The following is a 13271-nucleotide window of genomic DNA, read 5'->3' on the forward strand; positions in this document are numbered from 1 at the left end:
ACGCACTTTATGGTCTAGGAGGATGATTCATGTCGGAATTTCTAATCCGCCGGATATTGCAATCCCTATTGGTGCTGTTTCTTATCTCTATCGTTACCTTTGGACTCATCCATTCGGCGCCGGGCGGCCCGACGCAAATTTTCCTGTCGCCGGGCTTGTCTCAGGAGGCCGGAAGGATTCAAGCGAAGAACCTTGGGCTCGATAAGCCGATCCACATCCAATACATGAAGTGGGTTGGCGGCTTGCTGCAGGGCGACTTGGGCCATACGTTCAAGAACAATTTGCCGGTAGGCGATATCCTGTGGCCTACGGTGAAAAATACGATCATTCTGATGAGCGCGGCCTGGCTGTTTGCGATGCTGATCGCGATACCGTGGGGCATTTATAACAGCACCTCCGAATATGGGCTCTCGGATCAGACCGCATCCCTGATTTCGTATATCGGATTCGCGATGCCTACCTTTTGGTTCGGGATTATTTTGCAGGAATTATTCGCGTTGAAATTGGATCTGCTGCCCTTATCCGATATGTATACGATGGGGAAGGAAGGGGATCTCGGAGATCTCTTCCTTCATCTTGTGTTGCCGGTATCGGTGCTCACGCTCGGCTTCCTTGCTTCTTATGTAAAGTATTCGCGCTCCAGCATGCTGGAAGTTCTGGAGCAGGACTTCATCCGGACGGCGAGAGCCAAGGGAATGAAGGAGAGAAGAGTGATTTTCCGCCATGCTCTGCGCAATGCCATGATACCGATTATTACGATCCTTGGTCTGGATCTGCCGATCCTTGTCGGAGGAGCCGCGATTACCGAAAGCGTATTCAATTGGCCGGGCATGGGACGGCTGTTCGTCGAGATGGCCTTGGCCCGGGAATACTCGGTATTGATGGCCATTACCTTGATTACCGCGGTCATTGTTGTGTTAGGGAACTTGATAGCGGACATCCTGTATGCTGTCGTTGATCCACGCGTGCAGCTGGGACGTAAAGGGGGCGCGTCAGCATGAGTACGACCAATCTGCAGGGGCTTCAGCCGGAACAGGGGCCCGGTGCCGAACTCAAGCCTCATCTGCCGGCACCGGATGCGAACGATAAGCCTGTCGGCTTGTGGAGGATGGCCTGGAAGAAGTTCATGAGCAACCCGTTTGCGGTGGGCGGCTTCATTGTTCTCTGTTTTTTTATCGTTATCGCGCTCTTTGCCGACATTATCGCTCCATACGATCCGGCCGCGATCGATTTTTTGAATGTGAACTTGCCGGCGGGAAGCCCAGGCCATCTGTTCGGAACCGACGAACTGGGGCGCGATATTCTGTCGCGGCTCGTATACAGCAATCAAGTATCGATGCTGGTCGGCTTCTCCGTCGCTCTGATTTCTGTCGTTATCGGAAGCGCGATCGGATCGAATTCCGGCTATTTTGGCGGCTGGCTCGACACGTTCTTCATGCGCCTGGTCGATGTGATGAACTCCGTGCCGACCTTGTTTTTGAACATCTTGGTTTTGTCTATATTCGGCTCCAAGTTTAGTTATATGATTATCATTTTAGGGGCTACCAGTTGGATGAACTTGGCCCGGCTGGTCAGAGGGAACTTCCTCCAATTGAGAGAGATGCAGTACGTCGAAGCCGCGAAGGCGATTGGCGTATCCAGCTGGGGCATCATCGGCCGGCATCTGCTGCGGAATTCAACGGCTCCGATCATTGTCAACGCTACATTGATGGTGGGGACCGCCATTCTTGTCGAATCCGCATTATCCTATCTTGGATTAGGCGTTCAATCTCCGGATACAAGCTGGGGATTGATGCTCAGCAACGCCCAGCAGTTCATGCTGGTCGATCCGCTGCAGGCGCTTTATCCGGGGCTGTGCATCTTTATTGTTGTGTTAGCGGTGAACTTTATCGGAGACGGTATCCGGGATGCGTTCGACCCGCGCAAGAAAGTGAAAATTCCACGGAGGAGGCTGCAGAAATGGCAGGAAAACTTCTTGAAGTCCAAAATCTGACGGCAGGCTTTGTAACGGAGCAAGGCATTGCCAAAGCGACCGACCGGATTTCACTTCGCGTGGAGAAAGACAAGACCCTCTGTATTGTAGGCGAATCCGGCAGCGGCAAGAGCGTGGCATCACTTTCCATTATGCGGTTGATTGATTATGCAGGGGGCGCTCTTTTTGAAGGCAGCATCAGCTTCACTGGCGAAGAACTGACATCGAAGGCCCAGAAAGAGATGATCCGAATTCGCGGCAATCGGATCGCGATGATCTTTCAAGATCCAATGTCGGCATTGAATCCCGTATTCACGATCGGGGATCAGATCGCCGAGAGCTTGCAGCTTCATCAGGAGATAAGCCGCGCCGAGGCCTGGAAGCAAGCGGTCGCTATGCTCCGCATGGTCGGCATCCCCGATCCCGAGATTCGGGCCAAGCAATATCCGCATGAGATGTCAGGCGGCATGCGGCAGCGGGTCGTGATCGCCATGGCTCTCGTGTGCAAGCCCGAGCTGCTCATTGCCGATGAGCCGACGACCGCGCTGGATGTTACCGTCCAGGCCCAGATCCTTGATCTGCTGCGGCGGTTGCAGGATGAGCTGGGGATGGCGATCATGTTGATTACGCATGATATGGGCGTCGCTGCGGAGATGGCGGACCGGGTCGCTGTCATGTATGCCGGCAAGATCGTCGAGGAAGGCACTGTAGAGGAAATCTTCGATCATCCTTCCCATCCGTATACGGTCGGGCTATTGCGGTCGATTCCGGGCTTGGAGGGGGCAAGAGGCGGGGCATTATATACGATTCCGGGGACGATTCCGAGCATTCATCATCTGCCTGGGGGATGCCGCTTCCACCCGCGGTGCGCGAAGGCGGAGGCGAAGTGCCGGCATAGCGAGCCTTCCCTAAGCGAATTCCGGCCAGAGCATCAAGTGGCTTGCTGGATATATGAACCCGGATGGACTGCAGGCGCAGATGACGGAAAGTCTGAGGTGAACCGCTCATGACAAGAGAACCGCTTATAGATATTCGCCACCTGAAAAAGTATTTCCCGATCAAGACCGGGCTTTTCAATCGGGTCGTCGGCCACGTGAAGGCGGTAGACGATGTTACGTTCCGCATTTATAAGGGGGAAACGTTCGGATTGGTCGGCGAATCGGGCTGCGGCAAATCGACGCTGGGCCGCGCGATTCTCCAATTGCAGGAGCCGAGCGGCGGCGAGGTGTATTTCGACGGCAAGCCGGTGCAGCAGATGAAATCGCAGCAGCTCAGGCGGATGCGGCAGGAGATGCAGATCATCTTTCAGGATCCGTTCGGCTCCTTGAACCCACGCTTTCATATCCGGGATATTATCGGAGAGCCGCTGCGAGTTCATCAGAGGGCATCGGCCAAGGAGATCGACAAGCGTGTCGTTGAATTGATGGAATTGGTCGGCCTCGATGCTTCTAGACGGAACCGGTATCCGCATGAATTCTCCGGCGGACAGCGCCAGCGGATCGGCATCGCCAGAGCGATCGCGCTCCATCCACGATTCATCGTGGCGGATGAAGCCGTCTCGGCGCTGGATGTGTCGGTTCAGTCGCAAGTGCTGAACTTGTTAATGAAGCTGCAGCAGGAGCTGGGCCTGACGTTCCTCTTTATCGCGCATGGTCTGAATGTGGTACGGCACATCTCTGATCGCATCGGGGTCATGTATCTGGGCAAGCTGGTTGAGGTGGCCCGCACGGAGGAACTGTTCGCCAATCCGATGCATCCCTATACGGCAGCGCTTCTCTCCGCCATCCTAAGGCCGACGCCGCACCGGAAGGCAGAGCGAATTGTACTGCAGGGGGATGTGCCGTCGCCGGCCAATCCGCCATCCGGCTGCCGCTTCCACCCGCGCTGCCCTTACGCGCAGGCCAAGTGCCGGGATGAATTACCTGAACTTCAGGAGGTTACGCCCGGCCGGCTGGTGGCCTGTCATTTCCCGCTCGATTATGCGCAGTCGGCTGTGATGGTATAGGGGAGCGGTTATCGTTTAGGTCGTCACCGCGTCGTTTGATCTCGAATGCTTCTTTTTTGCCGCAAGCGGAATCTCGATTTCCTTGCGTCGGGAAAGGGGCATTATTTCGTTCGCGCCCCAGGCAGCGCTCTCCATGCGAACAGGGCGCGAGGCACCAGATCAGCAGCGTGACGGCGCCGGATTCTCAGGCAATATACGTCCAGACGCTCTGCTTGTGATAGAACAGGACCTCGAGCCAGTAGCGGCTGTGGTTAATGACGGTGCGCCGTCTTCACCCTGTTCGGGATCTTGGTCGCAGCGGTTGCCTAGTTGGCGCTGGGGCGGCTAAGAGCGGCCGAATCATTACGAGTTGAAAAATAGGCGAAAAAAAGCCGACCTTCGCGGTCGGCCTGCTTCCTGTTACTGCTTCAACGGCACGATGCTCTTCTCGACTTGCGCCATCGTGTCTTCTCCGATGAGCCCCAGTCTCCAGATGGCCGTGCCTTTCAGATTATGCCGCTTGGCAAGCCCGATCACCGAAGAGACGGACTTGCTGTTCTCGCTGCCCATCGACAAGCCGAGGATCAGTTGATCCCGCGGCACTTCCTTCAGCGCGAGTTGAATCGCCTCGTCTACCTTATCTAATGGTTCCGGAGCTTTTTCATCCTCATACGCATACGCCATAATAATGATATCGTCCGCTTCGGAGGCGAGCGTCTTATAATCGTATCCTTGATAAGCGCCGTTCAGCGGATGCAGCACGAGCGTCAGCTTCAGATCGGCGGCTGTGGCTTGCTTGGCAAGCTGCGCAACGAAGCGGTTGTAGTCCTGCTTCGCCTTGGCGATGTCGCCGGACAGTCCCAATCCTTCAAAATCGAGCGCTATGCCGGAAAAGCCCTTTTCTTGGGCCAACTCGATTATATCTTCCCTTGCCTTGTCCGCGAGCGCTTCATCCTCCAGCATATTGGTAAGCTCGTTCTTGCGATCCGAGGCGAAGACCATCAGGTAAGGGCTCGTCCCGTCCTGCTTCGCTCCGTCCACGATCGATTCCGGCGTAATCTCTCCCGCCGGCTCCGGCCAGTAGAAGTCTTTGCCGCTGGTTGTGATCGTGCTATCCTCCTGCAGCCGCGCCCAGCCGAATGCTGCCGCATCGAACTGCGTCAGGAGATGGCGCTCCTTGAAGGAAGCGATGGCATAGTAAGTCATGCTGTACATCTTCTTCGCCGGCGATTGAATGGAGACCGTCTTCGTTGCGCCATTCCAGGACACCTGAGCCCCGAACTGCTTGCCGAAGAAGCTGAGCGGAATGTATGTCGTTCCCGCTTTGGCTAACGGCGCCATGGACAGCGCGACAGCTTGCCCGTCCACCTTCGCTGTCTTCTGGTTCAACTGCAGCAGCACGGACTTCTCCCCATCCGCCGTCGTCTGCTTCGCGGCGACGGTCTTGGTCTTCGAGTCCCATTTCACCTCGATGCCCAGCGCTTCCGCGATGCCGCGGAACGGAACCATGGTCGTTCCTTGTATAATTGTCGGCTTCGCCGAGAATTCGAGCGGATAACCGTCCAGCACAATCTTCGTGCCTTCTGCCTGCTTCGGCTCTCCGGCGGCCTGCGCGGCTTGCTGCGGGAACAGCATCGCTGCTATACATAACGCCGCCAACATAGAATAGATATAATGCCTCTTTTTCATAGAACTACCCTCTTTCTGTCGCACATGATGCGAACGCGAATCTGCAACTCTTTTTTTTCCAGTTTCTATTTTACGCAAAAATAGGGAGAGTTGCTAGATAAATGATAGAAAAAAGAGGGATGAATGGCAGTTTGAAAGGTAATAGGCAGGTTTAGGTTTCTTTCATCGCCTGTGAGCATGGCTATTCTGGCAAGAACTCGCGAATGGAAGGGGAAGCCTTCACAGTCTCAACGCAAAAGTGGTATCATATAGAAATTATTGCTATGTTGCGAGGTTGAAATGATATGAAAAAATGGATTTATATGCCGTTTCTTGGAATAGCCGTTGTCGCGGTGGCTGCGACTGCGGGTTGTTCATTTGGCGGCCGGGGGCATTATTCACTCACCGGGAAGAAGGTTAGCGAGGAATACAAGGTGGTGATTAATGGGAAGCCGATGGATGGTGCCTTGATTGAGGGAAATCTCTATGTTCCGCTACGCCCTATGCTGAAAGAGCTGGACGTTGGTTTTACGGTTGATGGCTTAAATAAAGTCATTACGGTGGGTAAGGAAAGTCCGGCTCCTCCGAACAAATTTATGGAGATGAGCCCATCGGAATTGCAAGCATTACGCAGGAATTTGGAAAACGAAACATTGCCTAATTTTAAAAAGAGAAGAAAAAACATTAGTGCCAAGATGACAGAACGATTGCAGGCAGGCGACAAAGAGGGGTACGAAGAGGCAAAAAAACTGCTGGTGGAATGTAAAGCCGCGATGGCCCGCTACACCGAAGAGCTTCGTCTGGTTGAAGAGGCGTTGGCCGCGAAGAGCGGTAAATAGCTTCGGGATGGGTGCAAGTTGGGAAGCTCTGGCTGGGCTCTCCAATATGAATATAGATTGTCGTCGATCCCTAATAGAGTAAAAACCCCGGATGATCGACGACAACTTGAAAAATGAAGAAATGAGAAGTGAAATGTAGATTTTCGGAGATATCCTTATAAAGTGTGTTGTTTATCAATTGGTGCTAATTGCTTGTAGTGCAATATCTGTCTGATAGAATTGGCGTAGGGACGGCGTTTTTTGGGGTTTTGAATGTACCTATTAGGAATTGAAATTCGTATGTACGACTTCTTGATTCAATAATAGCACCATGTTTTTGGAGTTCCTATATATCTATCCCGCCCATATTTTACCCCTCTGATAGTTTGGGTCGAGCCTGCTCTCGGTTGAACGACAAGAGCCGCGGGATTATTCCTGCGGCTCTGTTAGCGCGTGTATTCATATCTCTTGAAAACAAAACCTTGAAAGGAACGGATCCAGTCTAGGTCAAGGCCATATTACTGACAGAATGGCAAGAAAGCCAACTTTAATTTTTCCTTTACTTTCGATTCTAGCCCATAAACCTCAAAATAAGATGTATCAAAAGCACGAATCTCCACTACAGCTTGTTCGTGTTGAAGTCCTTCCTCTTCTTCAGTCGTTGGCAGGTGCTCTAAATTCCATTCGGCAACCTCTCCTTTTATTGCTATAAATACACCGGAAAGAAATTGGTCTACCATTTTTGAATTATTAATTAAGCGTTCAATACTATCAATCCTACAAAACGGTGACGTAAAAAAATGTTCTGAATGAGGAGTGTTAAAATCTACATCAAAAGCATACCAATTGCATGCTTCAGTTTGTTCATATATAACGGATAGAATTTCCGCAAGTTGTTCTCCGAGACATGAAAATTGTTGAGTTTCTTTCGTTTTTACGATCCTTAATACAAATTCTGGTTTTTTCATTTTTCACCTCACCACTGTAGCGGGGTAGGGCCACCTCGTTGTTTTGTTCCACCTGTTGAATTGGGTATATAATAATGGTCATGTGGATTTGTATGGTTTTTTCTACCGTGATTTGTCCAATCTGTATCCTTGATATAATCCCCGTTTTTTCCGAATTCTCTTGTTTGACGATAACTTCCGTTTCTTCCTTGTTTTTCGCCGATTTGAGTATGGGGATTATGAGTATCGGGTTTCGGAATTCCATTTCCATGCCTTGGTAACTCCCTATTAACCCTATACTGACCTCCTCCGGTAGGAGCACTCATCGGTACATTTCTTATTCCGCCGGCTCCGCAATTATGCGTCCATATCTCCAGTTCTGTTACAAAATAATTATGTACTCCTTCAACTCGGAAGTTATACACGGTCGTGCTGTTGTTGTTAATCTCGATCCGGTCGATCGGATACAGCTTGCCTTCTGGATTTTGAAGTAGGTCACCTGCCTTTAGGTGTCTTGCTTCTGTCCAGCCTCGGCCAGGAATCTAGAACGGGTGCTCTTCCGTCGTGGTTATCGTTATTCCTTTGACCGTAATTTGGTACGTCTCGGTTGCCTGTCTTTGGAACAGTTCAACAACCGTATTATATCCTGTTTTTCCTGTAAGTTCATCCTTCGTTAGAACAAAATCACCGATCAGGATTTCTTCAATAGGCTTGAAGCCTGTGTTCGTTAGTACAGGTGTGCCGGCAGAGAAGCATTGCAAATTGCAATTAGCGATGGATTGAGCAGAAGCAAGAGGAATGCTTGTGACTGAAAGGATAAAAAATAACATCAAAGAAATAATTTTTTTCATGTGCTTCTCCTTGTCGTAAAAAAATAATCGGATACCGTGTTCATGATCGGTCACGGAATGCTGCTGTCCATACACTTCATGTCCATGTTCCGGTTGAGTTCAAGCCAACGGACACTAATCATGTCTTTCCCCCTTATCTCGTCACACAGCAAAATTGTCTATATATGGGCTGGATGATGACGGATGGAATAAGTATTGTTAAAAAATGACGTTTCTGAGTATAGCAAAAAATGGTGGATTATGTCCTTGTTTTTTTAAATACTTTAAAGATTTGTAATAAATTCCGAAATGATGGGTTTGTATAGTGTGCTAATCATTTGTGGCGGCGAAGGAGGATCGCAACTTAAGCAGATGGAGAAATAATCGATGACGACTATGGATTCGATGATCTGATTGGCGGTTTTGAACGTACCTATGAGGAATTGAAATCACGTGCAGTACAACGTCTTGAGCTACGGTGCCGATAGGGTATTGGACAGAGGCCTCGACCGGAGTGATTTGACGCAGGACTCATGGGTGGACGTAATACCGGGTTTGCGTTGAACGAGCCGGTTACACGGGCTGAGGTGGCCGTTATTCTGGATCGTTTGCTGAAAAAGTTGGGGTAATAAGGGCTTGGCACGAGTCTGCTTACTGTTGCACGAGAAGAGCCGTGGGATCATTCCTGCGGCGCTTCCTTAGCGCGAAATGAGAGTGTGTATTCCTTGCCACAATAAAAAGAACCTTGAGAGGCTTGTGACCAATCAAGGTTTTTGTAGTTTTAATCCAAAGCATCTTCGTCAAACCATATATCCTCTTCAGAATCAGTAATATAAAATCTAAATCCATTTGGCAGTGCGAGATACTTTAATAAATCCGGCCTATTGAACGCAACATGAAAGTAATGCACATTCATTAACGAGTCTACATTATCATCATATAAATCTGTTGTAAGCCACCAACCCGTCATATGCTCCGGCGAGGCGTATCTTACAGCATCAATACCTAAACCTTCATAAACACCTTTGGAAATGACAATATTCTGGCTGAATTGTGGAAAACCTGGACTAACGTCAAATTTATTGCACATCTTTACTTGCTCTTTGATTACTTTACTTGCGTAACTAATACCTTCTTTGAATCCATCACCATCACTTTTTGCTTCCCACACGGATAAAAGAGAATCGGAAGAATGACAAAGCTGAACTAACCATGAATGGTATGCGATTGTTTGTTCTGGAGTTATCCGCAGTTTGTAGTCGAGACAATAGTCGATAAAGTACTTCAAAAAATTCAAGCATTCTTGACTATTTTCTTGGTCGAGAACCTTAATTTCATAGCCTATCACTGGTAACAGATTATTGGTAAATAGATAGCTACTGTCAGTTAGTACTTGTATTTCACGATAAGTATTCATTCAGGGTCTCCTTGTCGCTTTTTCCTGCTTTTTCATTGCCCCCAGTGTCCCGCCTTGCTTTGCACTACAGCTCTTACAATGAGGGTACAATTGTTGTGGCGTGCCGTTTGGAACAGTTGAATTAGGTGGTTGATGGTCAGGGATAAAGTTCACAGTCTTTGTTCCTGGGTTTTTATTACCACAAGTATGGCAACCCGTGTTCTTTCCAAACTCATTTATCTTATTTCTTTCTTCCTTAGTAAAATTCCTTCCCTTTCCTCTTGCCTGAATTGACCCACTTGCGTATGGACCAGGCTTCAAGGTGTCTCTGCCGCTAATATTATTACCCGTAGCCCCATTCAACGTATTATTGGCTTTCTCAAATAAACTTTTAGAACTGAATTCCGCAGGTGGTTTTATCTGCTGAACACTAGATTGAACTACATTACCTGTCCCCTTAGACGCCTTGCTAGAGCCTCCGCCTCCTCCTGAAGGTGCCCTCATCGGGATATTTCTCATTCCCCCGGGTCCGCAATTATGCGTAATTATGTACTCCTTCGACACGGAAGCTATACACGGTCGTGCTGTTTTTCTTAATCTCGATCCGGTCGATCGGATACGGTTTACCTTCTCGATTTTGAAGCAGGTCACCTACCTTTAGGTGTCTAGCCTCAAGCCAGCCTTGGCCTGGAGCCCAGAACGGGTGCTCTTCCGTCGTGGTTATCGTAATTCCTTTGACCTGTTTTCCCTGTTCGTTCATCCTTCGTCAGAACAAAATCACCGATGCGGATTTCTTCAATTGGCTGCTGCAGTTTGCGATGCCTCCAAACGAATCAGATGCAATGGGCGTATTTGTGAAAGCAAAAATAATAAACAGAAATAATGGAATGTACTTTTTCATGTTCACCGCGATCCGACAGCTTGCAGCAAATACTAAAATATATTATTAATTTCATTTTTCTAGGAGGTAATTTTAATTATATGTAGAATATACATATTTAAGGAGATGGTGTCGAAACTTTAAGTGCATCTTTTCCACATCTAAGCAATGTTATTTTGAAAGGATGGCGAGAAAAAAATGAGCATCGAATAGATTCAAATATTGCTGCCCCGGTTGTTGGAGATTATCTCCATGCATTGGCATTAAGAATTAGCTCACGGTCGTGATTTTAAAACCCTTTTAAGGAGATGTTTGAGAATGACTTTGTTTAAGCACAAACTTTTTTTAGTACCAGTATTACTAGTAGCAATGTTAATGTTTTTCACGCTCCCTACTCCATCTACACATGCAGCTAATAATACCGTTTTGGACACTGACGGAAATCCTGTTATTGCGGGACAAAAATATATTGTTAGCGTAATAGATAGTAATAATAATTATTCTGATCGTTATTGGTCTCTATCATCGATAATTAACGGACAATGGGTTGGTCTCTCAACATCAATGGAGAATGCAAGTTTCTATACATTTGATGGTACTGGTGTAATTTATGAAAACGAAGTACATAAAATTATAGAAAATGAATATGGACGTTACTTATATTATCAAGCAGCGACAGCTTTTTATCCAAAGGGGGGCATTTACTTTGGGCAAGAAACGGGTAGCATTAATTTCACTTTAGTCAAATCAACCGAAAAAGGATATAATTTAATTGCTGATGACGGACCACTTTTCGCTGATCAAGGTAATACTTCATCCATGGTAACAAGTTCAGGAGCAGGTAACGATTTCACTGTTGAATTTATAAAACAACCATAGGGAGAGAGAGAACCTTCAGCAGAACGGTATGTTCGTGCGTACTCACTAGGCGTAGAGTACCCGATAACAGAATGGATTCCTTTTCCATTGTAGAAGCAGGTAGTGTATTCAAAAATACGTTTCGGAAAAAGATAGGCCCCGGATTGCCCGGGGCTATTTTGTTTTTTTGTCGTTTCCCAAATGAAGTGAATCCTGCCGCGTCGTAAAAAAGACCTCGAAAGAGGGGAAAAAGAGGAAGCCGAGTCTCGTGGATATGGACGAAGGCCATGGAAGCTGTTGAGAACTTGGAGCGACAGCGAAGAATCCTCCGTTCGTAGCGAGATGCTCTATAATCCCAGGAGGTGAAGTGAGCCATCTGCAGGAAGGGAGTCCGAGGAGGGGGCCATACTACCGGGGAACGCAGGACAACACAACCTGCGGGAGGGAAGGGGCCCTGCTTTGTTCAAGCTGTTGGGGAGGTACGAGTGAGTGAATCATCATTTCCCCCTCCCATCCCCATCATCTCGCCATAAGCATCTTTTCCCGACTCGCCCCTCATCCCCCGCAAATAAATTCCACCACACACCCAGTTTTCACATCACTAAAAAACAAAAATATTGAATATTTTGGGTTTTGTTTATGTAAGTATGTACCATGTCAGCATACTATCCGGTCAGTATGTTTCGGGTGAAGGGGGATAGGCTAGTGAATTTTGATTATTCCGAGAAGGTGAAGTCGATGCAGCGTACGCTGCTGGAGTTCATGGATGAAGTGGTGTATCCGAACGAGAAGACGTATGAGGAGCAGCTCCAGCAGGGCGGCAGCAGGTGGACGGTGCCGCCGGTTATGGAGGAGATGAAGCAGCAGGCCAGGCGGGCCGGGCTGTGGAATCTGTTTTTGCCAGACAACGAGTACGGAGCGGGTCTGACGAATCTCGAATATGCGCCGCTGTGCGAGATAATGGGCCGCTCGCTTATCGCGCCGGAGGTGTTCAATTGCTCGGCGCCAGATACGGGCAATATGGAGGTGCTTGTCCGGTACGGCACCCGGGAGCAGAAGGACAAGTGGCTCTTGCCGCTGCTCGAAGGGAAAATCCGCTCGTGCTTCTCGATGACAGAGCCAGATGTCGCGTCCTCGGATGCGACCAATATCGAGGCGACAATCGATCGCGAGGGGGAGGAGTATATCGTGACCGGGCGCAAATGGTGGTCTTCCGGGGCGGGCGATCCGCGCTGCAAGGTCGCGATCGTGATGGGGAAGACGGATCCGAGCGCGCCGCGCCATGAGCAGCAGTCGATGATTCTGGTGCCGATGGATACGCCCGGCGTTCGGGTTCGCCGCATGCTGCCCGTATTCGGCTATGATCATGCGCCGCACGGGCATGCCGAGATCGAGTATGACCGCGTGCGCGTGTCGGCAGACTCGATGCTGTGGGAAGCGGGCAAAGGATTCGCGATCGCGCAAGGGCGGCTCGGCCCTGGACGCATCCATCATTGCATGCGGCTGATCGGGGCGGCGGAACGGGCGCTCGAGCAGTTATGCAAGCGCGTGCGGCGGCGCACGGCGTTCGGCAAGACGCTCGCCCAGCAGGGCGTCGTTCAGGAATGGATCACCGCCTCGCGAATCGAGATCGAGCAGGCGCGCCTGCTGACGCTGAAGGCGGCCTATATGATGGACACGGTGGGGAACAAGGCCGCCAAGGCGGAGATTGCGATGATTAAGGTCGTCGCGCCCAATATGGCGCTGCGGGTGCTGGACCGGGCTATTCAGGCGCTGGGCGCCGCCGGGGTCAGCGAGGATTTCCCGCTCGCGTCGCATTGGGCTAATGCGAGAACGCTGCGTTTGGCGGACGGCCCGGATGAAGTGCATCAAGCCGCCATCGCCAAGCTGGAGCTTCGCAAATACGACGATTGACGCT

At 49.8% G+C, this 13271-nt stretch carries 11 protein-coding genes and 1 pseudogene; 7 read left to right on the forward strand and 5 right to left on the reverse strand.

Translation table 11 applies throughout. The features are described from left to right. Positions 1-29: 29 nt before the first annotated feature. The 4 genes from DQX05_RS02900 to DQX05_RS02915 are packed head-to-tail and all read left to right on the forward strand — an operon-like array spanning position 30 to position 3977. Entirely contained in the window at positions 30-1001 is a 972-nt protein-coding gene (locus tag DQX05_RS02900; protein ID WP_119790676.1) for an ABC transporter permease, read from the forward strand. After that, positions 998-1993 (forward strand): ABC transporter permease, encoded by a 996-nt coding sequence (locus tag DQX05_RS02905; RefSeq protein WP_119790678.1) that lies wholly within the window; start codon positions 998-1000, stop codon positions 1991-1993. The genes DQX05_RS02900 and DQX05_RS02905 overlap by 4 nt, the downstream gene beginning before the upstream one ends. Then, on the forward strand, positions 1960-2982 hold the full coding sequence (locus tag DQX05_RS02910; RefSeq protein ID WP_119790680.1) for an ABC transporter ATP-binding protein: 1023 nt from the start codon (positions 1960-1962) through the stop codon (positions 2980-2982). The genes DQX05_RS02905 and DQX05_RS02910 overlap by 34 nt, the downstream gene beginning before the upstream one ends. After that, positions 2979-3977, forward strand: a complete 999-nt coding sequence (locus tag DQX05_RS02915; RefSeq protein ID WP_119790682.1) for an ABC transporter ATP-binding protein — start codon at positions 2979-2981, stop codon at positions 3975-3977. The genes DQX05_RS02910 and DQX05_RS02915 overlap by 4 nt, the downstream gene beginning before the upstream one ends. A gap of 399 nt (positions 3978-4376) precedes the next feature. Here the strand turns inward: DQX05_RS02915 and DQX05_RS02925 are convergent, their stop codons facing one another. Then, the gene (locus DQX05_RS02925; protein WP_119790684.1) at positions 4377-5645 is read right to left on the reverse strand and encodes a stalk domain-containing protein; all 1269 of its coding nucleotides are present in this window, start codon (positions 5643-5645) and stop codon (positions 4377-4379) included. A gap of 284 nt (positions 5646-5929) precedes the next feature. On the opposite strand from DQX05_RS02925, the gene DQX05_RS02930 reads away from it, so the two are divergent. Next, complete coding sequence (locus DQX05_RS02930) at positions 5930-6463, forward strand: hypothetical protein (protein ID WP_119790686.1); 534 nt, start codon at positions 5930-5932, stop codon at positions 6461-6463. Between the two features lie 497 nt (positions 6464-6960). On the opposite strand, the gene DQX05_RS02935 is transcribed toward DQX05_RS02930, so the two are convergent. From DQX05_RS02935 to DQX05_RS31630, 4 genes and pseudogenes are all read right to left on the reverse strand, one after another. Beyond that, positions 6961-7410 carry a hypothetical protein gene (locus DQX05_RS02935; protein ID WP_119790688.1) on the reverse strand — a complete coding sequence of 150 codons (450 nt, stop codon included), beginning with the start codon at positions 7408-7410 and terminating at the stop codon, positions 6961-6963. Positions 7411-7418: 8 nt separating this feature from the next. Next, a pseudogene (locus DQX05_RS33385) lies at positions 7419-8240 on the reverse strand (polymorphic toxin-type HINT domain-containing protein). Between the two features lie 760 nt (positions 8241-9000). Further along, entirely contained in the window at positions 9001-9636 is a 636-nt protein-coding gene (locus DQX05_RS02950; RefSeq protein ID WP_119790690.1) for an immunity protein Imm33 domain-containing protein, read from the reverse strand. 514 nt (positions 9637-10150) lie between these two features. Further along, positions 10151-10375: a Hint domain-containing protein gene (locus tag DQX05_RS31630; RefSeq protein ID WP_259391749.1), complete on the reverse strand. Its 225-nt coding sequence runs from the start codon at positions 10373-10375 to the stop codon at positions 10151-10153. A gap of 438 nt (positions 10376-10813) precedes the next feature. Here DQX05_RS31630 and DQX05_RS02965 point away from each other — a divergent pair, with 438 nt between their 5' ends. Then, positions 10814-11374, forward strand: a complete 561-nt coding sequence (locus tag DQX05_RS02965; RefSeq protein ID WP_119790694.1) for a hypothetical protein — start codon at positions 10814-10816, stop codon at positions 11372-11374. A gap of 684 nt (positions 11375-12058) precedes the next feature. Next, complete coding sequence (locus DQX05_RS02970) at positions 12059-13267, forward strand: acyl-CoA dehydrogenase family protein (RefSeq protein WP_119790695.1); 1209 nt, start codon at positions 12059-12061, stop codon at positions 13265-13267. Positions 13268-13271 lie beyond the last annotated feature (4 nt).

It is taken from the genome of Paenibacillus thiaminolyticus (genome assembly GCF_003591545.1).
GTDB lineage: Bacteria > Bacillota > Bacilli > Paenibacillales > Paenibacillaceae > Paenibacillus_B > Paenibacillus_B thiaminolyticus_A.

Coding starts and splice junctions, on each gene's coding strand:
- DQX05_RS02935 (WP_119790688.1), bottom strand. CDS start 7,410: ATGAAAAAACCAGAATTTGTATTAAGGATCGTAAAAACGAAAGAAACT.
- DQX05_RS02930 (WP_119790686.1), top strand. CDS start 5,930: ATGAAAAAATGGATTTATATGCCGTTTCTTGGAATAGCCGTTGTCGCG.
- DQX05_RS02965 (WP_119790694.1), top strand. CDS start 10,814: ATGACTTTGTTTAAGCACAAACTTTTTTTAGTACCAGTATTACTAGTA.
- DQX05_RS02900 (WP_119790676.1), top strand. CDS start 30: ATGTCGGAATTTCTAATCCGCCGGATATTGCAATCCCTATTGGTGCTG.
- DQX05_RS02950 (WP_119790690.1), bottom strand. CDS start 9,636: ATGAATACTTATCGTGAAATACAAGTACTAACTGACAGTAGCTATCTA.
- DQX05_RS02910 (WP_119790680.1), top strand. CDS start 1,960: ATGGCAGGAAAACTTCTTGAAGTCCAAAATCTGACGGCAGGCTTTGTA.
- DQX05_RS02915 (WP_119790682.1), top strand. CDS start 2,979: ATGACAAGAGAACCGCTTATAGATATTCGCCACCTGAAAAAGTATTTC.
- DQX05_RS02925 (WP_119790684.1), bottom strand. CDS start 5,645: ATGAAAAAGAGGCATTATATCTATTCTATGTTGGCGGCGTTATGTATA.
- DQX05_RS31630 (WP_259391749.1), bottom strand. CDS start 10,375: ATGAACGAACAGGGAAAACAGGTCAAAGGAATTACGATAACCACGACG.
- DQX05_RS02905 (WP_119790678.1), top strand. CDS start 998: ATGAGTACGACCAATCTGCAGGGGCTTCAGCCGGAACAGGGGCCCGGT.